At 30.9% G+C, this 21812-nt stretch carries 20 protein-coding genes and 1 pseudogene; 1 reads left to right on the plus strand and 20 read right to left on the minus strand.

From position 1 onward, the window contains the following. Window positions 1–18: 18 nt before the first annotated feature. From atpE (BLP68_RS22550) to BLP68_RS13830, 11 genes and pseudogenes are all read right to left on the minus strand, one after another. Entirely contained in the window at window positions 19–282 is a 264-nt protein-coding gene (gene atpE, locus BLP68_RS22550) for an ATP synthase F0 subunit C (RefSeq protein ID WP_456297607.1), read from the minus strand. After that, window positions 274–531, minus strand: a pseudogene (atpE, locus tag BLP68_RS22555) (ATP synthase F0 subunit C); the annotation flags it as partial. The pseudogene atpE (BLP68_RS22555) and the gene atpE (BLP68_RS22550), both read right to left, overlap by 9 nt. A 71-nt stretch (window positions 532–602) precedes the next feature. Then, on the minus strand, window positions 603–1307 hold the full coding sequence (gene atpB, locus BLP68_RS13790; RefSeq protein WP_091545000.1) for a F0F1 ATP synthase subunit A: 705 nt from the start codon (window positions 1305–1307) through the stop codon (window positions 603–605). Continuing rightward, a complete protein-coding gene (locus tag BLP68_RS13795; protein WP_143003102.1) occupies window positions 1307–1714 on the minus strand; it encodes an ATP synthase subunit I in 408 nt (135 codons plus the stop codon). Before BLP68_RS13795 ends, atpB begins: the two co-directional genes overlap by 1 nt. A 4-nt stretch (window positions 1715–1718) precedes the next feature. Then, window positions 1719–1949, minus strand: a complete 231-nt coding sequence (locus tag BLP68_RS13800) for an AtpZ/AtpI family protein (RefSeq protein WP_091545004.1) — start codon at window positions 1947–1949, stop codon at window positions 1719–1721. A 346-nt stretch (window positions 1950–2295) separates the two neighbouring features. Continuing rightward, window positions 2296–3408 (minus strand): non-hydrolyzing UDP-N-acetylglucosamine 2-epimerase, encoded by a 1113-nt coding sequence (wecB, locus tag BLP68_RS13805; protein ID WP_091545006.1) that lies wholly within the window; start codon window positions 3406–3408, stop codon window positions 2296–2298. 258 nt (window positions 3409–3666) lie between these two features. Beyond that, on the minus strand, window positions 3667–4704 hold the full coding sequence (locus BLP68_RS13810) for an MraY family glycosyltransferase (protein WP_091545008.1): 1038 nt from the start codon (window positions 4702–4704) through the stop codon (window positions 3667–3669). Window positions 4705–4796: 92 nt separating this feature from the next. Next, entirely contained in the window at window positions 4797–5012 is a 216-nt protein-coding gene (locus BLP68_RS22385) for a deoxycytidylate deaminase (protein ID WP_091545034.1), read from the minus strand. Between the two features lie 260 nt (window positions 5013–5272). Beyond that, window positions 5273–5854, minus strand: coding sequence for a Pycsar system effector family protein (locus BLP68_RS13820; RefSeq protein ID WP_091545009.1), 582 nt, complete (start codon window positions 5852–5854; stop codon window positions 5273–5275). Between the two features lie 26 nt (window positions 5855–5880). Continuing rightward, on the minus strand, window positions 5881–6477 hold the full coding sequence (locus tag BLP68_RS13825; RefSeq protein ID WP_091545011.1) for a hypothetical protein: 597 nt from the start codon (window positions 6475–6477) through the stop codon (window positions 5881–5883). Continuing rightward, window positions 6470–7966 (minus strand): adenylate/guanylate cyclase domain-containing protein, encoded by a 1497-nt coding sequence (locus BLP68_RS13830; RefSeq protein WP_091545014.1) that lies wholly within the window; start codon window positions 7964–7966, stop codon window positions 6470–6472. Before BLP68_RS13830 ends, BLP68_RS13825 begins: the two co-directional genes overlap by 8 nt. Window positions 7967–8371: 405 nt before the next feature. Here BLP68_RS13830 and BLP68_RS13835 point away from each other — a divergent pair, with 405 nt between their 5' ends. Further along, window positions 8372–9412 (plus strand): helix-turn-helix domain-containing protein, encoded by a 1041-nt coding sequence (locus BLP68_RS13835; RefSeq protein WP_091545016.1) that lies wholly within the window; start codon window positions 8372–8374, stop codon window positions 9410–9412. Between the two features lie 286 nt (window positions 9413–9698). On the opposite strand, the gene BLP68_RS21810 is transcribed toward BLP68_RS13835, so the two are convergent. The 9 genes from BLP68_RS21810 to BLP68_RS13875 form a co-directional block, all read right to left on the minus strand. Beyond that, complete coding sequence (locus tag BLP68_RS21810; protein ID WP_176759036.1) at window positions 9699–9872, minus strand: hypothetical protein; 174 nt, start codon at window positions 9870–9872, stop codon at window positions 9699–9701. A 216-nt stretch (window positions 9873–10088) separates the two neighbouring features. Next, window positions 10089–13928: a restriction endonuclease subunit S gene (locus tag BLP68_RS13840; protein ID WP_176759037.1), complete on the minus strand. Its 3840-nt coding sequence runs from the start codon at window positions 13926–13928 to the stop codon at window positions 10089–10091. 192 nt (window positions 13929–14120) lie between these two features. Beyond that, complete coding sequence (locus BLP68_RS13845) at window positions 14121–14609, minus strand: deoxycytidylate deaminase (protein ID WP_091545020.1); 489 nt, start codon at window positions 14607–14609, stop codon at window positions 14121–14123. A gap of 20 nt (window positions 14610–14629) precedes the next feature. Further along, window positions 14630–15118 carry a hypothetical protein gene (locus BLP68_RS13850; protein ID WP_091545022.1) on the minus strand — a complete coding sequence of 163 codons (489 nt, stop codon included), beginning with the start codon at window positions 15116–15118 and terminating at the stop codon, window positions 14630–14632. 5 nt (window positions 15119–15123) lie between these two features. Next, window positions 15124–17331 (minus strand): tyrosine-type recombinase/integrase, encoded by a 2208-nt coding sequence (locus BLP68_RS13855; RefSeq protein WP_091545023.1) that lies wholly within the window; start codon window positions 17329–17331, stop codon window positions 15124–15126. Beyond that, the gene (locus BLP68_RS13860; protein WP_091545025.1) at window positions 17328–19415 is read right to left on the minus strand and encodes a tyrosine-type recombinase/integrase; all 2088 of its coding nucleotides are present in this window, start codon (window positions 19413–19415) and stop codon (window positions 17328–17330) included. Before BLP68_RS13860 ends, BLP68_RS13855 begins: the two co-directional genes overlap by 4 nt. Window positions 19416–19430: 15 nt before the next feature. Then, window positions 19431–20681, minus strand: coding sequence for a tyrosine-type recombinase/integrase (locus BLP68_RS13865; RefSeq protein ID WP_091545026.1), 1251 nt, complete (start codon window positions 20679–20681; stop codon window positions 19431–19433). A 359-nt stretch (window positions 20682–21040) separates the two neighbouring features. Beyond that, window positions 21041–21298: a deoxycytidylate deaminase gene (locus BLP68_RS13870; protein WP_091545028.1), complete on the minus strand. Its 258-nt coding sequence runs from the start codon at window positions 21296–21298 to the stop codon at window positions 21041–21043. Between the two features lie 294 nt (window positions 21299–21592). After that, the coding region (locus tag BLP68_RS13875) for a transposase (protein ID WP_176759038.1) at window positions 21593–21812 on the minus strand (220 nt) is incomplete at its 5' end.

The raw sequence follows: 21812 nt of genomic DNA on the forward strand, positions 1-21812 counted from the left end.
AATTTTTAATTTAAATTTTTATAACAAGCGTATTAATGGATTTGCAAACATAAGCACCAATGCAATAATCATTGCATAGATCCCAGTAGTTTGAGCAACAGCCTGCCCCAAGAACATTGTTCTTATAATAGAAGACTGTAGTCTGGGTCTTTTCCCTACCATTTCGGTTCCTTTACCAGCAGCATATCCCTGACCTATGCCAGGCCCAATCCCAGCAATCATAGATAGTCCTGCTCCAATGGCAGATGCTGATACAACGATGGCTGCACCCGATAAATTCACTAATGGGTTTGCAAATAATAAAATCAATGCTATTACCAGTGAAAGTATCCCAGATGTTTCTGCTACAGCGGCTCCAAGTAGCATAACTGTTGTTGCCTGTCTTCCGCTTTTGGGATTATAACTTACAGCCTCTGCGCCTTTGCCAGCGGCATATCCTTGCCCTACTCCGGGACCTATGCCAGCAATCATTGCTAACCCAGCTCCTATGGCAGATGCTGCAAGAATAACTGCTTTCCTATCAAAGGACATCAGCCATTCTAAAAACTGCATAATAAAGTTTGTGTTTTCCAAGCTCTCACCCCCTTAGGTGATTAAAGTTGTTAATCCATTGCAATCGATATAAATACCATCGAAAGCATTACAAAAATGAATGAATGCAAGACACCTGAAAACAAATCAAAATACAGGTGGAAAAACACAGGTGCTCCTGCTTGTAAAATTGGGAAGAAGCTTAACCCAATCATGCTACTAAAGCTTGTTAGTGCACTATAAAGCAAACCAATAATGATAAATCCTCCAACCATATTTCCAAACAAACGGAAGGCCAATGATATTGGTGTTGATAGTTCACTCATGATATTCATCGGCAGTAAAAAAGGTAGAGGCTCTAAAAAGCCCTTAAGATATGTCCCCACTCCCTTTCTTTTTGCTCCGAAAAAGTGAATTGCTATAAAAGTTAAAATAGCCAGTGCAAAGGTAGTATTTATATCTGCTGTAGGTTGTCTAAGACCAATAAGCCCCCACAGATTTGCAAACACTAAAAACAAAAACAGTGTGCCCATATATGGTACAAAAAACAACTTATCTGAACCCATTGTTTGTGCTGTAAGATTGCTTATGAATTCTACAATGGTTTCTGTGGCATTTTGGAAACCTCTCGGAACTGTCTCTAACCTTTTTGATGCCATAACTGCAAAGGTTATGAGGATCGCCATAATAATCCAGGTGTTGACAACAGTATCACTTAGGGGAATTCCATCAAAAATGGGTATTTCATATACAATTCTGGGACCAAACCCTACCATTACCTCTCCTCCTTTCTCTTTAAGATGTTTTTAAAGTATTCCTTGCTGTTGAAGAGCTCAGTTTTAAGGATTACTAGCTTTAATGAAGTCAAGCCAGCGATTGTTCCTAAAACGTTAATATAATCAGCCTGTATTGAAACATATACCACTATACCAGTAATAACATATCGTAAAAGATACCTAGATGTGGCATAGGCTTGAGCCTTTGGTGGGGGCATTTGTACAGCCCTATTTAAAGTTAGATATAATAATCTAAAATTTAGTAACGAAATAGCCATTCCAAATACAATTCCTACAACAAAGTTGATAGGGTTTTTTAAAAATACCAGTGCTATGATGCAAATAAAACCATTTAGCAGCAATCCACTTTTAAGCATTCTCAACTGTGTTTGTTTCACAGAATCCACTGCCTCACTTCCTTTTCTTTTTATCAATATCCTTGGTGGCAACCTTAAAAAGATTCATAAAGGCTACTATTACACCCATTATTATAAGAACAAACAAAAATATTGGTTGAGAATTTAACCTGCTGTCAATCCATCTTCCAAGATATACTCCACCAATAATAGGTACAATCATGGATATTCCGATATAGCTTATTAGAGCAAGATTCTCAAACATATGACCTTTTTTTCCTGCCATATTTTTCTCCTTAATAAATAAAGTATTCTCTTTTTTATATTTATAATCCTGCATAGATAGAACCGCAAGTTAAACGTGTTTATTATTGACAATTAATTATCATTCTTTGCAGGTTTCATAAACACTTATTCATATAAATATTTATACAGTGATATTACGAATATTTTCAATAATTCCGCAAGACCACTGAGTTTATTTCGACATGTATAACTGTTTTTCCTCCTTTTTTAGTTATAAAATAATTAGTTATTTCATATAGTTTTTATTTTGTGAATAAATTAACCTTTTTTGACTGATAATGAATTAAATATTGCATTTTTTTATTTATACAGTTTTTTCAATCAGATCATCTATCTAGCAATGCTTCTATAATCCTATCACAAGCTCTTCCATCTCCATAAGGATTTGTTGCAGTAGCCATAGTATTATAGGCATCTTTGTTTGTTAAAAGGTTTTCTATTTCATTAACAATACTTTGTTTTTCCACCCCAACAACCTTTACGGTCCCCGCTGCCACTGCCTCAGGTCGTTCTGTTTCTGTCCTTAAAACTAGAATAGGCTTGCCCAATGATGGTGCCTCCTCCTGTATACCACCAGAATCAGTTATAATTAGGTATGCTCGATTTAATAGGTTGGCGAAGGCTTCATATTCCAAGGGTTCAATTAAGTGCACCGATGATATATTACCTAGTATTTCATCTGCCAATTTTCCGATTTGTGGATTTAGATGAACAGGAAATATTACTTCAACATCCTTGTTAGTATTAGCAACCTCAGCTACCCCATTGAAGATATTAGACATCGGAACTCCCCAGTTTTCTCTTCTATGGCATGTCATTACAATAACCTTCTTAGCATTAAAATCAATATGGTTAAGAAGATCATTCTGAAAAGCGTAGTCGTCATTAATCACCTGCAGCAGGGCATCTATAACGGTATTTCCTGTTATATAAATATCTTTACCTTCAATGCCTTCTTTTACTAAATTATTATAGTTTTCTTTTGTAGGTGCAAAATGTATGTTGGCCAGCTTGGAAGTTAAGCTTCTATTCATTTCCTCAGGATAAGGCGAATAAATATTTCCACTGCGAAGACCTGCCTCTACATGTCCAACCTTAATTTTTTGGTAAAAGGCAGCAAGGGCACCAACAAATGTCGTACTTGTATCTCCATGCACCAATACAATATCAGGCTTTTCTTTTATTAAGACTTCTTCTAAACCCTTTAAAACCGCTACTGTAATATCTGAAATGCTCTGTCCATGCTTCATAATGTTAAGATCATGATTAGGCGTTATATCAAAAATTTTCAACACCATGTCAAGCATTTCTCTATGCTGAGCAGTTACACACACAATGGATTCTATATCCTTATGCTTCTCCATTTTTTTTATTAATGGAGCCATTTTTATTGCCTCTGGTCTTGTTCCAAAAATAGTTAATACCTTTAGTCTTTTCATTGTAAGCCCCTTTCATGTTTGTTTTCACTAAAATAAATTGTAATCCAATTAATTCATAAGGACTGCTGATGTTGTAATGATTTTCTTATCCCTTTTATAGTCCCATTATCTACTATTTTTTATTAGAATTCAACAGCCTAACGTTAAATCTATTTTCTTTTTCACCAGTATTTTATAATTTTAAGCAAATTAAAAGTCATATAATTAATCCCATCAGATTAATTATATGACTTTACGACTTTTTCTATTAATATCAAATTAACTATTGGCTTTTCTTTCACTGGTTTTCTCCACAAGACCAAGTCTTAAAGCTCCTAATACTATTAATAATCCGATAGTTAATAAAACAAGATACGCGGTGGTTTTGCTAGTATCTGATATATATACAGCACTACCTCCTAAAACCATACTAATAAAATATAATGTCAGGACGGTTTGTCTTTGGCTTAGTCCATAATCAAGAAGTTTATGGTGAAGATGTCCTTTATCGGCTTCCATAATTGGTCTTTTATTTACCAATCTTCTTGCTATTGCGAAGGCTGTATCAAACACAGGAACTCCAAGAGCTAATACAGGAATAGCAACTGCTATTGTAGTGGCACTTTTAATTACCCCTTCAATAGAGACACTGGCCAACAAAAATCCAATCAGCAAGGAACCAGTATCACCCATAAATATTTCAGCAGGATTAAAGTTGTAAGGTAAAAACCCAACTGCTCCTCCAGCAAGAATTATTAACAGCATAGCAACACCCACTTGGCCATGGGTATAAGCAACAATTGCCAGTGTTACCGAAGCAATTACAGACACTCCTGCTGCCAATCCATCTAATCCATCGATAAGATTAACCGCATTAGTAATACCTATAATCCAAAATATTGTAACTATACCACTATATTGCCCAAATGATATTCCCGTCTCTAAGAAAGGTACACTAATGTATTTAATACTAACACCACTATAAACCACTATAACAGCTGCAATAATTTGTACTAACAATTTATACTTAGCAGAAATCTGCTTTACATCATCAATAATCCCAATTATAGTAATCAAAGTTGCTCCAATGAGAATTCCAATAAAACTTCGATTAATTGGAAGCATTATTAATGCAGTTAAAGCAAAGGCTACATATATTGCAAGTCCACCCATCCTTGGAATCGGTTTAGTATGTACCCTCCTATTATCCTTAGGGACATCAACTGCACCAATCTTGTAGGCAAGCTTTTTAGCATATGGAGTTAATATATATGAAATCATTAAAGCCAAGAAAAAAGCCATGAATAATTTTTCCATTCTTCCACTCCTTTGTATATCAGTTACCTAAACAGTATATTACACTATATTACACTATTTTGTCATTTCTTACAATGTTTCTAAATCCCTGTTTACTCGAATTTTTCCAATTGTATTCCAGCTTCTAAAAGCATTGCTTCGGAAAATTCATCAGGATATTTTCCCTTCAATACAACTCTTTTAATACCGGCGTTTATTAATATTTTAGTACATAATATACATGGCTGTAATGTGACATACAGGGTGCTATCTTTTATTTCAATACCATGATATGCCGCCTGTATGATTGCATTTTGTTCAGCAAATATATACTTTTAAAACAGACAAGTACACGTATTGTAATTATATCAATAACTATATACGAAAGTAAAGTTTACTTCTAAGCTAATTCCTTACAATTTCATTACATTTCAATTACATGTCCATCTATTTTAAGTATAACCTTTAACTTGTATAAAAACTAGCTACATTTCTAAATTAATGTTATCATTCTAATACTTAACCCCACAAAAAAACATGACCTAAAAATTGATTTAGGTCGATGTTAATTTGAAATATTGAAATTATACTAGATTGTATCAATAGTCATAAAAATTTTAACTATTAAGTATAATGCAAGAGCTATTATAGGACTTAATATAGCTCCGATACTACAATAAAGTGCATACTTAAAACATTTATATTTTCTTACTGTAACTTTAGAGTTGTAAATTATCTCTTTAGCATAATCTAATTCTAGTTTGCCAATATCATTCTCACATTTCTCAATATTGTAATAATCTTTATAAATTCTTTTGACATACTCCTCAGCATTTTTACATTTCGATATGTCTTGAAAAAATATTAAAATAGCGTTTTCGTAATTATCATTTCCACAGTTAGCAAATCGGTCTAGCATAGGTAAAAAAGACCATAAGGCTAGCCCTATGGCTAGTAAAAGTAATCCTAAAGCACTATACATATATAATCTTATCCAATTAGATATATTTGCATCATTATTAGTAATAATGCCAGCTATTCCTATTACAAAAGCACTATTTACTACTATGAGAGCACCATTTTTGGCTTCTGCAAAATTTAGCCAATGATTGATATAAGAAAATATTTCTTTTAGCTTTTCTTCCATGATTTCTCCTGCACGTTCTTGCAAGCCAATCCCCCCAATATGAACTATAATTATCTTTTGTTAATAAATCTCAAAGCTTCATCCCCATGTGGCAAGTCAACTAGCTCCCAGTTCTTTCCCTCAACGAATGACAAAACTTGATAATATAACTTCCATGCACTCATTAGTATTTTAGTTGTTCTATGCTCATATTTCACACTATTAATTTCTCCATCAGGATGATGTGTACATAAGCCTGTCGATCTTCCATTAATATACTTAATATGTCTATGTTCTGGTGGTACTAAGCTCCAATCAATCGAGCCACACACATCTTCTACAGTTATATCCTCATCTGGAAAATTGGATGGATATGACGCAAAAATATAGAAGCTATATTTCTTTTCAATTTCTTCCGATTTTAAGTAAGTTACCATGTCACTAGGTACTAGTTTGCCAAAAATAAATATTTCTTTAGGTTCCACAGTAGGAGGCATGCAAATTTTAAGTAATGGAAAAAAAGATTTTACAAGTTGATAATCTTTATAAACCTCTCTATAATAATTATTATAATCATAAGCTCTGTTAAAGGGGGAAATTAGTTTGTTATCAATCAAGGGAAAACTACCTAGTTTTCCCTTGTTGCTAGCGTTTACAGAGTTATTCATATCTAGTTCCCCATGGTCTTGTCTGAACATTTACAGATTCACCCTCTGAATTTTTAATAAATCCAGCTTTAAAGAGTTCCTTAGCTTTTTGGCTCGCTTTAGCTTGTTCTTTCTCTCTTACTTTTTCTACAAACTCTGTTAATAATAAAGACGAGGTATAGTAACCTGTAGTTGCTATTGCCACAAAAGCTTCTTTTAAAACTTCATATTCGTTTGAACTACTATTGGCAACCTCTGCGACAATTTCATCATGGAGTGTTTTACATATTACAACTTCATTACTGTCTGCATACCTATCTTCACACTTATCAGCAGTAGTCGATGAATAACTCAAAATAATGTTGTCTTTATTTCCATTGCTTCCTAATCTAGTAGCAATAATATTACCAATGGCACATCCAATACCTACAGAAATATTATTCTGCTTTAGTTTCTCTTGAATATCAAATCTTTGAGCTAATTCTTGAATTTTTTCATTGATATTAAAAGCACAACGAAGCATTCTAATTCGGTAATCTGTGGAGTCCTGAAAGTCATGAAATATTGCAACAATCCTATCACCTTGATATTGAACTTTAACACCATCATCTTCTTCCGTAGTTTCACCCATAATGCTGTAAATCTCTTTTATAACATCAGACAAATCATCTAAATTACCATCAGTTTTGTGAAATAATTTTGTAAATCCTCTAATATCAGCACATAACACTCCACCATCAAACTTTTTATTATTATTGATAGATACCTTTGAAAAGTTAATTCTTTTAGTGGCACCAGAAAATGAAATCTCACCAATTTTCAGCTTATTAGCTTCATCATTCACTCGCGTTTCAACAGTTTTTAATTCTTCTCTAATTTCTTCCATAGTATCTACATCAAAAATTTCACTATACTCTACTTTATAAATCTTGGAATCTTTTATCTTTCCTGAAAGCTCCTCCATTTCCTCTTCTGTAAGCTCATTAAACCTCTCTTTAATATCTAACGGTAATTTTTTATATAATCTATCCATTATATAAATCATATTTTTACCAGCATAAGTCTGTATTTTTGCAGAATTATTAGCAACTGCACCAATAGTCGTTTGCTCCTCAGTTTCTTTAAATTCATCTATCTCATACCAGGCAAACGAACCATAGTCCATACCTGCATGTACCTTAAAATCAGTATAATTATATTGAGAATACTTACTTATTGTATTAAATATTTCATTATTATAAATGAAACAGGCAACAATTGTTTTAAATACCTTAGTTATTTCATCCTTAATATCATCCTCATCTACTTCAAATACCACATGCCCTCTTGCACCCGTATATTTTTCAAGCGTAGCTCCAAATATACTCAACAACTTAGAAAAGCCGCAAAAATATGTCTGCAGTCTATGAATAGTTCTTTTTAAATCTTCATCTTTTTCTTGTTCTTCTTTAATAATGGACATCATGTTTAGCACGTTTACATAGAAATGTATACCTTTAATTTTATTCATAGTGTTTGAACTCCTCCTTAACAATAATCTTATTTGTAATAATTACATTACAGTTTTTTTATTTTCTGAAGCATTTGTATACCTATATATAATGCATCTTTTTTTGGCCTATCCCTTATCCCATCTCAATACCCCCTTTATTAAAAATATTTTTTAAAACCAACTCAACATATATCACTATTAAGAATCTACTTAAAAACGATTTAATAATATGTAAAGCTTAAATAAATTATTATCTGCTATAAAACTTAGTTTGTCCTTCTCATAATATAGAATATCATATTATTTTACATTGTCAATGTAAAAGTAAAATATTTTACTAAATTTTTTTACTTTTAATTTTTTTTATATAACGTGTTTACTTGTAAGTGTTTTTAGTCTATAATCTACCTAGAGGTGATTATCATGGCAAAAGTTAATGTTACTAAAGAATTAGCCGAAAAAATAAAAGAATTAAGATTAAAAAATAAGGTGAAAGCTATTGACCTTGCAGAACATATAAAAAAAAGCCCTGCCTTTATTTCTAGATTAGAAAATGCAGATATAAAGACAATTGACTATGAAGAGTTGATAAATATTTTTAAACTTATATCAAAAGGTGAAGATTTAGAGAAGTTACTTGATAGGTTTTCTTTAGAAACAGATGTCGAATTGGATAAGCAAATATGGTATTTGAATTTCGATACTGTGGAACGTAAAATACCTGTGCCACCTGAGTTAATTGATTACATAAATACTAAAATTACCGATCTGGATTTGACTATTCCTTATATAGTTGATTACATTAATAGAAACGAAGATTTAAGGGATTTAATCGAAGACCATAATATTGTCATTAGTAAATATGAAAATAATTTATGGCATTTACATACAACCGAAGATGGAAAATCTACTCATTTTATTGTAATGAAATTAAGCTTATCTGAAATTAAGGGTCTTTTAGAAAAAAAGATTGATACTACTAACTATGTTACAATACAAAGTATAATTTATAATTTGCTTCGCCTCGAATATGAATTAAATGATAAATTGTCAGATGAAGTGAATGAAAAAATTAAAGATAATGCTGTAGCAACTTTAAATTCCTATAAATTTTATTCATCGTTAGAAAAAATCAAACTTCTAAAAAATGCTTCTACAGAAAATGAGATTAATTCACTATTAAGTGAGTTTGATATCAATAATAGAGAACTGGTAAACGATTTGTTAAACCATATAAGCTTTTTATCCGATTGGAATGTTAAGTATACTAATGAAAAAATGAAATTAATTAATAAAAATTTCGAATGGGATTCAAGCTATACTTTAACATTGGCAAGTCTTCCCTTTTATGAACTAAACAACATTAGTAAAAGTCTGAAAGGCGATTTATTAGAGAATATAAAAAAACTCATTGAAGAATACAAAAACAAACCCGAAACAGAGAAAACATTTGAAACATACTAAAACGAATTAAACATACTATGTAAAATTTTTTAACTATCACATTTTAGGATTATTATTTTTCTGATTCTTCCTTTTCAGTCTTTATAACTTTCTTACATTAGTTTTTCAAATGCTTAGAGCTTAATCCAGATTTAATCTGTATATCTTTAAGTATCACTTTTGGAGTTTAAATATTTATGTTATAATATTTGTAAAGGTGAGAGAGACATTAGTATATGTTCTTTTAGTCAGAGCAGTAATTCGAGTGGGCAAAACAAATAAAGAGTGAAGCAATTTGCTTCACTCTTTATTTGTTTTGTCGTGTCTTCTTCTTTAAAATTTTATTTACAGTTTCATCAGATGTCTTATAATAATCATATTCTATAAGAGTTTCTTTTAGAGAGACAAAACATTGATGCGATTGTAAATCAATATCTTCTTTTTTTTTAGTGAATTTACCTTTCTCATTTCCTTTTGTCATAAAAACACCTCTCGTTAAATAGTTTTATATACATACATCAATAAACTACTCAGAACAAAAAACCTGTTGGTCTCTAATCTAAATATGCTACTTTATTATAAACTCAATTGAGTTAAATCAAAGTGTAAAGATATACCCCATACCCACTTTTGTTTCTTGGATGAATTATTAAGAACCCCTAGCATTACTGACTAGAACATTAATGTACATAGCCGTTTATTCTATATACTTTTTAATTATCTGTTCTTTTTTCTCATCCTTAGTCGATAATTTTGCTTCTATTTGAGCTATTTGTTTTTCTAGTCTTTCTGCTTTAGCAACTATTTTTAATTGCACATTAATTGGTGGTATAGGAACTTGAATTGTAGAAAGCATAGTTTGATTAACACTTTTAATATTAGCACCTTTTGGGTCAGTTGTTATTGCACTTCTAACCGTTTCAGTTCTTAAACAGTAACATAAATATTTAGAGTTAACTTTTGGAGAATTCGATCTAATTCTAATAGTAAACCCAGAATATGAAGTGTCCTTTTTCAATTTGTTAATATAAATAAAACGACCAACTAAATTTGCAGATCCATTTGAACGAACAACTAAAATATCACCTTCCTTTAGTTTGTAACTATCAGTAAGTTTCCCATCTATTCTAACATCAACCAATTTGTCGAGATTCGGCGAAAAATCTTCAAGGAAATCTTTAACTCCAACAATAGTTACTAGGTCACCTGAGCTTTTTTCATTGTAATTAAGTCCATTTTTAAAATCCGCAATATTACCCAATCTGTCATTTTTATAATTTAGATTTAAGAATATGTTATTCAGTTGATTGTTTAAGTTTCTTAACTTATCTCTCTCTTCTTTTTCACTTCTTTCTACGTCTTCTATTTCAGAAATAATTTTTTCCTGAACAGCTTTAGGTGGTAGAGGCACTGGAAAACTATTGAGCATTTGCTGATTAACATGCAAAACACCTGGATTATTTGTTAAATATGCTAACTTATAAGCATTAAATCTTAAGTAATATGCTAAGTATTCAACTATTACTTTATCAGTATCACAAATAATTGAATTGATTTGTTGGTTTGTTGTCAATTTAATTTTGTTGATACATACTTTTCCAATTGTAGCTGTGCAACTAACAAGGATTGAGTTTTCTGGAATAAGCTTTACCTTTTTATCATCTACAGCTTTTTGTGATACATGTTGACTTGTTTCACTAACATATAAACTCCTTTCAGGAAAATCAGGTACTGTAATCCACGGAATTTCTTTTTTTAACCAATAAGTATTATTACTTTTAAGAGGTGTGCTTCCGTTAATTATATTTTTTGCTAACATTGACAATTTCGTAATAGGCCATATGCTAACTAATTTTACTCTCTTTTTAGCATTTATAGAAATTACCTTTTCAAAATCTAATGTCTTAAAATTAATCAGATCGTTAAGATTAAAAGATGAAAGATTCTCTTTTAGACTTTCAGCAATTTCTTTCTGCCGACCTAAAAAGGCTTGATACACATAACTGTTAGCCTTTTCCTCGTTTAAGTGGTTTTCATCATCATAAAGTTTTGTTATTGGTTTGCCATTTTCGTCACGATACATTTTTATGCCTTCGTGCCCACGTCTACTACTAAACTCATATCCAATAAAATTTTTTTCTGCTTGTTTTTCACCTACTTTTATTAAAACAGTTTGTTGTGGATACGTTAAAAAGAAATAAAGCATCTTATCTCGTTCCCGAGCAAATACCTGTTCATAAAATCTTCTTTCCAATTCAGCTTGTTGCTCATCTTGCGTTTTATTCTTAAAGGCCTTCTTAATCTTCAGGTTTTTAATTTCGGCCAAGTCATCAAACCAAGCTTTATATTCTGTAAATAATTCATGTTTTAATATAGCTAAATTAGGTTCTTTGTTTATTAGTGTAATGTAGTCTTTCAACTCCAAACCTTCAAAAACCTCAGCTACATATTTACTAAATGCGTTCCTAATACCATTTACAATATCTTCCTTGGGTTTGTTAAAGAAATTTTTAATGACAGTCTCTATCTTTTTCCAATCATTGTTGGCCTTTCGTTCTAAAAACAGAGTCACGGTATTAGTACCTGTTGCCATAAATGTATTGGACCCAAATTCAGCAATAGCTTTTATATCGAAATACTTTAAAATTATTTCTCTAGCATCAGTGTAAATACCAGAATTGCTCAGAATAGAACTGGGCAAAATAATTCCAGCCCACCCACCTGATCTTAATAATTGCTTGGCACGTTCAATAAACAAACACTCAATCTCAGAACTTTCATATGTCAATCTTTTAAACAATTCAAATGATGCTTCGCCGTGTTTTAGTGTATTCTTAAAGGCAGAAACAGAATATGGTGGATTCGCAATTAATATATCAAAAGCTCCATTATCTTTTGGATTGTCTTTACTTATTTCTTTGAGTTTACCTTTGTAGTCAATACTTTTTTGAAAATGGTCTAATCCATCTGCGTGTATCACATTAGCCAAACCATCACCATTTAGGAAGCAACTTACTTTTGCAGTTTTTACCAATCGGTAATCAGCTTCAATACCATAAACATAATCATATGCCCAATCAAACGGGTTAATTTTCCAACCACTCAAGTTCCGTTTTACCGAAGGTTTTTGTTTTTGCTCATTTATATCTTGTATAATATTTTGCACTTCGTCCATTGCCTCAGTTAAAAAGTGACCGCTACCTGCTGCAAAATCAATAATATAAGGAAGAAAATGAGTTTCGTCATTTTCAATCTTTCGACTTATTAACTCACGTATGGGTAAAGATGAAATAATAAATTTTGCAATAGGGACAGGAGTGAAAAATTGACCTGCCTCTTGTTTTATTCCTGTACTTAAAAGCAACTCGAAAAAGTCTCCTAAGAATTGTTGTTTGTGACCGTAGCGAATCTGATAAGGTTGAAGCAATTCAACCACTTCGCGAACTACTACAGCATTTTCTTTAAACGACTTTTCATCAAACACTTCTTTAAAAGCAAATTCATTGTTTTTATGTAATCGAACTCGTGTAAACATATCGCGAATTTGATCCCGTACGGTTGAATCAAGAGCGTAAAGTTTTTGTTCAATCTCCCCATCATTGTAGTCAGTAACTTCTTTGGTTAAATACTCTTTCATCCCTTGCTTGTATAAATCCGAAAGGCGTTTTTGCAAATCTTCGTCTGTATCAGTATCTAACCATTGAAATTTAAGTTCTTCTGTTGGTTTACGGTCTTCATCTACAATTTTACAAAGAAACAAGTTAAATATTTTGTTAAAGGCGTTGGGCTTGTCAGAAACTACATTATGCCTAAGGATTTCAGCAAATTGATTAAAAATTCGACCGCTATCCTCTTCCGTAAGCTCTTTAAGCCCTCTTCTTGTTAAGGCCTTAATTTCAATGTCGTATGCATTAGCCCAATCTTCAAAAATTCCATTATCTTTAAAATTCTTGTTCCAATGATCAAAAATCTCTTTTTGATTAGTTAACTCTCTCCAAACTTCATTCACTTTTACTATTTCATTAGAAAACTCAATCTTGCCATCTATCACCCGCGAAGTATATAGGCATAAGTATTGAGCTGCTTTATCTTGTTGGTAGTATGAAAACAACTGACCTCCATCCCGTTGCATCTTCTTTTTCTCTCTATCATATTCATCACCCCATGTTTTACACTCAATCATTAAGTAAGCTTTATTCTCCTTATCTAATACGAGAATATCTAACTTGCCTTTTTCTTTTTTTCCCATTGGCCATTTATGCTCTAACGAAAGTTTATCAGGTGCATAACCTTTCTCTAGAACTCTGTTAACACACTCTAGAACAACAAAATTTTCGCTGTTATCAAAATTGCTAGTTGTTAAATCACCTATTTCAATTTTTGTTCCATAGTCTATTTTTTCTTGATTAAAATCTATCTTGATCAAATACTTATTATGGTAATCATACTCCTTGTAAAAAATATCTTTATTACTATCAATCTGTTTAAACCCTAATGAATCTATTATTTCTTTTATTTGTGTTTTCCTTATTTTCAAAATCATTCTCCTCTCAGAGATTTTAGTTCATCATGATGCATCAGACGTCATAGGACTCTGTTAAAACAAGCACCGTGAATAGTACAAACTAATACTTCTATGTAATTATAGCTTATAATGATATTATAAAAAAAATATCGACCTCATGATGCAGAATACACATTTCACTCAATTACATTGTCATTTCTCACTCTAATATCCCATGGTACTACCCAACGAGTCATCATCATCTATCCAATCCTGTACCTTTACTAGCCTATATAAGTCTCGATTATCTCTAATAACAACATTATCTATTCCTGCATTTATTATCAATCTTTTACACATGGTACAAGAATTAGCATTCTCAACTAATTTACCAGTTTCCATATCTTTTCCTACCAGATACAGGGTTGATTCTAGCATATTCCTTCTGCTAGTAGATATTATACAATTTGCCTCAGCATGCACGCTTCTGCATTTTTCATAGTTTTGTCCTCTTTGTATACCAAGCTTTTTTCTCATGCAATACCCTAAATCAGAACAATTCACTCTCCCCCTTGGAGCTCCACTATATCCTGTAGATATTATTTCATCATTTTTTACTATAATAGCACCGTAGTTTCTTCTTAGACATGTTCCCCTTTCAAGAACTGTTTCTGCAATGTCTAAGTAGTAATTATGCTTATCTCGTCTTTGCATAACTCAATTCGCCCCTTTATTTACTGTTTATTTAAGAGATCAATTTGTCCCTTGAGAATAGCATTCTCACTTTCTAGCTCTACGATTTTTAATAAGTAAACGCTATTCATTTCTTCTAAAGATTCATTTTCTTTTCGTAGTTTTTCCATTTCACTAACTTTTTTCACGAGCAGATTCTCTAGATTCTTTAGTTTAGTTTCATTCTTTTTCATAATGTCTATAATCATTGATTTAACTTCACTTTGAGTATAATTCACATTATGAATATCTAAATATTCAATGTGATCGTTTACCTGAGTCTTGGCAATTGCAGTTAATGCAATACTTTTATAATCAGAATTTGTATAAATTGTCTTTGGCGCAATTCCTGCCTTCTTAGCTATTATAGGAATAGATAAGGGCTTGGGGATTGCTTTATTCTTTTCTATGCTTTTATTATAGCTTCTTCTCCACGTATATACAAGTTGATTGCAAGCGTCTCTGATTGTAGAAATGGTATTTTCTTTCATAGCTACTACCTCTCACAAATAATTTTTTTTGCTCTCTGAATGATGTCATTATTTTTTGTTTCTATGTCTTTAGTAGAGTAATTAATTTTATGTAGATTATTAATAATTCCTTGAATTTGTTTTTCAAAGAAGACTACTTCTTGATAAATTGGGTTTTCCTTACTTAACTCAGTCTTAAGTAATTCTACAGTCGCATAATAATCGTTAATTATTTCTTGTTTTCTATTATAATCAGGTTCAAATAACGGACAAATATAATGACTTCTGTATCTTTTAGGACATTTTGTACTTCCACTGCTATTACACCAACCATTTCCACACCATCTGTTATAACTGTTACAAGTAGCCATTTTGTAGCTAGTATCTTCGCAAGGTATCGTTAAAACTCCAATATCACATTTTAAGCTCTCAATAGCCTGTTTCCTTCTTAGGTATTTTGAATAATAAATTAGTTTTTCTTCATTTGTTAAATGTGTATATATCATTAATGTATCAGGGCACGAATGCCCCAATAATGCACTTATGTCCTCTGGATCATATTTTTCTTTATATAGTTTTCTATGGCTATATGTATGCCTAAAACAATGATTTGTATATTTCTTTATGCCTGCAATTTTACAAGCTTTCTCAATAATTTTATTCCCCCTCTTCATGTTTAAATGCTTTAGTCCCCTTCCTTCGTCTGTTGTTTCGACAAATAACCACATTTTAAGTTCCCCCGTCTTACTATGGGGTATCTTTGCATATAAACCTCTCATTTCTATTAACTCATTTATGACTTCAATTAATTTTTTCTCTTGAACAATTCTTATATATGGCTCTTCTCTTTGCTTAAAAGGAGGGACTACTAATGATAGTATATTGTTGGTTATACTAATTACACAGCCAACTGTTAGATTTATTACTTCACCTACTCTAAGTCCTGTATAATACATGAACAAAATAAATAACCGTTCAAACTTACTTAATTTATTCAATACACTAAGTAATCTAATTGCTTCTCTTTCTGGTATAACTTTTTCATCTGGTAATTTAGCATATTTAGAAGGGCTACTCTTATTTAGATGATACTTAACAGGATTTGATTTCAATTCATTATAATAACCAGCCTTTATAGCTAAATCGAAATACCCCCTTAATTTGTTGATTATTTCATTTTGTCCTCTATTATTTTTATTTGCAAAGACATCATTAATATATTTTGTTACGCTACTTGAATTTGTAAATTTCATACCTTTCTCCTGGCAATAATTATAATACTTAATAAACTTATTAATTTTACCGTTCACCAAGGAATTATGAGTTTCCTCATAACGCTGTAACAAATATACGTCGGTAATCTGCGGTTTTAGTTTCTCATTTTCTAATAGAGAAAATGAATATTTTAAGTTTTGATCAATGTCTTCGCTCTGCCCTAGTATATTACCAAATTTGGCAGCCAGTTTTGGGGGTGCCATTGAAGCAAATCTTGAATCAGGTCTGATTTCTTGGTATGCATAGTTCATTACTCTCCACCACATAATTATATATTTAAAAATACAATAGAAAATCCCGTTTACTTTACTCTCAGAAATTCTTATATCTTGACTATAATTCTTAATATGGCTTTTTATGATATAAATAAATTTATCAAAATGCCTATCATCAATGTTGAATAATTGGGTTTCACCTGATATTAGCATCATCCAGACACTTATTAAATACAGGTCGCTCCTTAAAGTCTTACTCTCCGACACAACGTTAAAATACTTATCAATAGACTTTATTTCATGATATATATCGAAGTAGGAAATTACTCCTGCTTGTCTATAATTAAAGCTTTTTCCATTTTGCGTTATATCCTGCTTACACTTATTTTTTATATAGTTTGCTAGTTTTGAATGTTCATTTAGATAGTTTAAATAATAATAACAGGCTAGAAATCCTTGTGCAAAAGTATTTGGAAAATCAAACCTTTTTCTTTTCTTAAATTCTTCTTCTCCGAGGATTTCAATTACCTTTCTTTTCAGAGGTGATTGAAGAGTAGGCTTGTCCATATTAACACAGACTCGTCTATTTGTTTTTATCTCAATATAATCTTCTAAACTAATGGAATTTTCCTCTAGATATGCTAATACCATAATCACTGGTATTGCAAATCTTTTCATATTACTATTAATTATATTTTCATATATCTTTTCTATTTCAAATGATTCGGAGTATTTAATTTTCATAGTCCCACCTCTTTAGCGATTCTTGATCTTTCTTCAAAGTTTAAGCTTACTTCATGAACATATTTATTATTTTCCACCTTTCTTAACAGTTTTTCATATAATCTACAAAGATATAATAAATATATAGCTCTATCGCTCCCATGGTTTTCTTCTGAAATCCATAATGAATAATAGTGTTGCATTGATTTATTGAGGTGGCTGACAAATGAATAGTTGGTTTTAAACGTTTCCTGCTTACATTCTATGCAATCTATATAATCACACTCATCTTGAAATTCATCAGTAGTACATATTCCTCCTCTTATATAATATTTATTAAATTTGGAGTACTGGCGATTAATTTCATCTCCCTTGACAACCATTGTATTTCTGTTGTCTTCTATTTTTATTTCAAATTCATTAGATACAATACTCTCTTCACGAGCAATTTCTAACAAATCTTTTTTATGATGGTTATACCAATGTAACATTTGAGGATCTACATGACCCATAAAGTCCATTGCTAAGTGAATAGGACATCCATGCTTAACTAAGTCCGTAAGATAACTATGTCTAAATTGGTGTGCTGTTATTTTTAATTGCTTACCATTCTCATCCCTAAGATCTAACTTTTCAAAAATTGTTCTTATTCTGTTACCTAACGTCTTATATGGTCTTGCTGAATTATTTAATAAAAGGAAATTTGCCTCTCCGACTTCTGGTATAGGATGAATCATTTTTTCTAAATTTCCAAACTTATTTATTCTATCTCTTTTTAAAATTTCAAAGGCTTTAAATATTTCTTTGTTGATTAAAATAATTCTTTCTTTATTTTGAATTTTGGTTCCCGTAACTTTAATCCAACCTATATCAGGATCAACTGCAAGATCAGAAGAATATATTAAGTTACTAGCATTGTCATGAAAATTTTCTACCCTGAACACAGCTAACTCATTTAATCTTATTCCTGTACCTAAGTATATAGTAACCAAAGCTTTTTCGATTTCATCTAGTGACTCTGACTTATGTCGTATTTGTTCTATTATGTGCTCTTTAATATTTGATCTTCTATTCTTCTCAACATTTCTTTCATCAAAAATATTAGGTATAAAAATATCTCTTGAGTTTTGGCATACTCTATATTCATAGTCAATAAGAAAATTGAAAAAACTATTAACTCTTACTAGACAGTTACAAGCCCAATTTTTTGATATCTTTCCTATATTTATTTCTTCCTTAAGAATATTTTTATAATGTTCAGCTATAAATGAATTGTATTGTTGAAGTGATACACTTTTATAATTTGTTTCTGCAAATAATCCAAAATGCAAAAGATGTGGTCTAATTTTGGGCTTACTGTTAGTTTTCAATTTAGCATTTTCAATATAATATAATATTGCAGTTTTCACTTCAGAATCGGCTAGTTTATCAAAATAATCGTTATTAGAAATTAAATTTGTATCTATCCTTGGAGAATTCTCACTTACTATTCCTCTTATATATAGTCTATTATGCAATCTATGATATTCGAGCTTATGTGAACTTACACTTTCTTCTTCCGAATAGATAAATTCTCGGTATTCTATCAACATCTCATTAGTAATATCAAAAACATTAATAGTTTTATTCTTAAACATTACAATAAGTAACATATCAAATCTTAGATCCTGAAAATTTACCTTCTTTATTTTCATGCCCAGTATACTGGTCATAAAAGTTTCTAGAGCTGTGCTCTTGGTCGTGAGAAATTCTATATTAGAATAAGTCAAAGAGATCTCTCCTTCAATGTATAGATAGAAGGTGCAAATCTTTGCTAAAGTATTCAAATACTTATGTGCACTTATTTTGTAATGAGTTCTCTGCTCTAAGTAATCACTTAAAAGCGAATAAAATAAACCATTATTTATTTGTCTGCATTTAAATTTTAAAACAAAATCAAATATAAGTGGTAACATCTCACTATATAACTTCTTTGTCGAACAATATGTATAGGATTTCAAAATATTACTTATAATAATATCTTTTTTTCTCTGCGAATATTTTTTATTTGTGCAAATTGCATTATTCCTTATTTCGTCATTAGCTATATGTGCATTATATTTCATTCCTTAACTATCTCCTTAAACTTTTTTACAAAACTTCTTTTTATAGTCATTTAGGTAATTTACTCTTTTTTCTGCGTCTCCCTCAGTAATTAGGCCTTGTGCTACTAAATGTTTGATAAACCTTATTGATGGATTATAATAATCATTAATGGTGGTTGATAAATTTTTATGTCCAAGATTAATTTGAACATTCTCTAGGGTCATACCCAATGCTATATTTGTAGTTGCCCAATGATGTCTGAATGAATGAAAATTAACTTGTCTATTTAAGTTTTTTTGTAAATTATTTTTGATGATTCTTTTATAAATATTTTCATATTCCAGTTGTTTTACCTTGCCTCGCAAATTTATAAACAAAAAGTTCATTGTATTCTCAGTTTTTTTGGGTCTTAATATTTCTAAAACATATTGATTGTAGGCTTCCTTCATAGTTTCTAATAAATTGCTAAAGTATAGCACATTAGATATAGGAACTTCTCTTACACTATGATTTTTTATTATCCCGTCCGGTGGGTCACCTTCATGATATATGACTTTAATTATTCTATCTGCCCATCTAATATCATTAGTTCTTCTCCATAGTGCTTCTGAAATTCTAAGCCCTAAAAAAAGCATAGATATCAAAAGTACTTCCTGTGGGTTCTTTAATAGATCAAATATTTGTTGGACTTCCTCATACGTGAATGGTTCTTTATCTGAGATTTTTTGTTCAGAAATATACTCATCAATATCAAAGTATCTACTTTTTTTGAGCTTCATAGTATCTATCTTTAACTTCTTATTTTTTGTATGTGCTAAAAGTCCAATATTTCCATAGCCCCTTATTCTTAAATTATTTAATTCACAAGGATTATACACAACAATATTTCGGTTTTTAAGAAATTCATAGTACCTTCTAATAATGCTTATTTGAGCATTGATCGTTTCACTTGATTTTGTTTTATAATCTTTTGCAATGATATTTTCTTCACTTCTTAATATCTTCCATATTCTGTGTCTTTTATCTGGCTCTTCTCTTAAATACTGTATATATTGAGATACATTATTTTTGTTTACAGTATAGTATTTTAAATCGCTAATATCTAACCACTCGAAAAAATTTATTAGCCCATAAGCATAGGTCAGCCTTCTATTAAGAGACAGACTATTATAGTTTTTTATAAAATTATTTATCTCACTAAATGGCAGACTAAAGTTGTCTTCATCAACCACTATTAAATTAGTAATTCCGTTTGAAACCTTAATCTTCTCTAGTCTCAGTCTCATTCGTCTCCTCCTATATCAAAAAATAAAAAAAGAAGGAAAAAAATCTCCTTCTCTCCAAATATTTATTAATGTTAGCTAACAAAAGAAAACAAAAAAAAGAGAAGTAGTTTTTTTTTTTACTCCTCAGTCTTCTTATATTATTAAAATGTTATTTTACTATAAATAGTATAGCATACTATAAATACATTTCCAATAATCATCTTTAATATTTTGTTATATCATCTAAAATCACAAATCTATACGTAAACATTAGCTTTTACCTTCTTTAATTTATTAATTTATTCTAATGTTTACAGTTACCTCTCCTTATAACTTGTCATTAAGCTTATTCATTATTATTTTATGTAAATATATTATAGTTATTTATAAAGTACATATTTTTCCGCATGAATTCCTCTACATAGCTCATGCCTTTCACCGGAGGGTATATTAAGCTTGTCCCTTAGACAGCCGGTTTCACTGCAATGTTTCAATCCACTAGGTGCTCCATTGTAACCACTGGCCAACAATCTTTTATCCTTTACGATTACAGCACCTACTTGTCTTCTTATACAGGTGGATCTCGACTTAACCACTTCTGCCATTTCCATAAAATATTCGTCCCACGACGGACGCATATAATCTCCCCCTGAACAGTTTAAGGGGTAACCCCCTCTTCACTTCCAATTTTAAGTATAGATAACTACATTGTATCTATTTTACATACTTCCTATATATTGTATCATATTTCCATAAAATTATTGATGTTGTAATAAAAACTTAATATTTCTAAAAGAAAAACATAGGTAAAACCTATGTGAGGTTGATTACAAACCACCAGATTTTATCTAATCTGGTGGTTAAATTCTTTGTAAATTGATTTAAATGAAATTTTTAATTGTTTCTGCTACTAAACTATCAAAAACCCAAGATTATTCCTGGACTTTTGATAGCTTAGTGGCTATTTTTTTGATATTTTGTGCAGTAGCAGTCATTAAACACTGCATCTGAACTAAATGGAGTCCACGATAGTGGGCATACCTAAGGCCGTGCAATTCCTTTGCGTCAGCAAAGATTCTTTCCACGGTTTCTTTTCTGCGTTTATAGTAACGCTTACCTTTTTCAGTTTTCATAAATCTTCTAGCCTTATCG

The organism is Alkaliphilus peptidifermentans DSM 18978 (assembly GCF_900101495.1).
Classification (GTDB): Bacteria; Bacillota; Clostridia; order Peptostreptococcales; family Natronincolaceae; genus Alkaliphilus_C; species Alkaliphilus_C peptidifermentans.

Coding starts and splice junctions, on each gene's coding strand:
- wecB (WP_091545006.1), bottom strand. CDS start 3,408: ATGAAAAGACTAAAGGTATTAACTATTTTTGGAACAAGACCAGAGGCA.
- BLP68_RS13835 (WP_091545016.1), top strand. CDS start 8,372: ATGGCAAAAGTTAATGTTACTAAAGAATTAGCCGAAAAAATAAAAGAA.
- BLP68_RS13855 (WP_091545023.1), bottom strand. CDS start 17,331: ATGAAAATTAAATACTCCGAATCATTTGAAATAGAAAAGATATATGAA.
- BLP68_RS13845 (WP_091545020.1), bottom strand. CDS start 14,609: ATGCAAAGACGAGATAAGCATAATTACTACTTAGACATTGCAGAAACA.
- BLP68_RS13870 (WP_091545028.1), bottom strand. CDS start 21,298: ATGCGTCCGTCGTGGGACGAATATTTTATGGAAATGGCAGAAGTGGTT.
- BLP68_RS13860 (WP_091545025.1), bottom strand. CDS start 19,415: ATGAAATATAATGCACATATAGCTAATGACGAAATAAGGAATAATGCA.
- BLP68_RS13865 (WP_091545026.1), bottom strand. CDS start 20,681: ATGAGACTGAGACTAGAGAAGATTAAGGTTTCAAACGGAATTACTAAT.
- BLP68_RS13800 (WP_091545004.1), bottom strand. CDS start 1,949: ATGGCAGGAAAAAAAGGTCATATGTTTGAGAATCTTGCTCTAATAAGC.
- BLP68_RS21810 (WP_176759036.1), bottom strand. CDS start 9,872: ATGACAAAAGGAAATGAGAAAGGTAAATTCACTAAAAAAAAAGAAGAT.
- BLP68_RS13825 (WP_091545011.1), bottom strand. CDS start 6,477: ATGAATAACTCTGTAAACGCTAGCAACAAGGGAAAACTAGGTAGTTTT.
- BLP68_RS13810 (WP_091545008.1), bottom strand. CDS start 4,704: ATGGAAAAATTATTCATGGCTTTTTTCTTGGCTTTAATGATTTCATAT.
- atpB (WP_091545000.1), bottom strand. CDS start 1,307: ATGGTAGGGTTTGGTCCCAGAATTGTATATGAAATACCCATTTTTGAT.
- BLP68_RS13850 (WP_091545022.1), bottom strand. CDS start 15,118: ATGAAAGAAAATACCATTTCTACAATCAGAGACGCTTGCAATCAACTT.
- BLP68_RS13830 (WP_091545014.1), bottom strand. CDS start 7,966: ATGAATAAAATTAAAGGTATACATTTCTATGTAAACGTGCTAAACATG.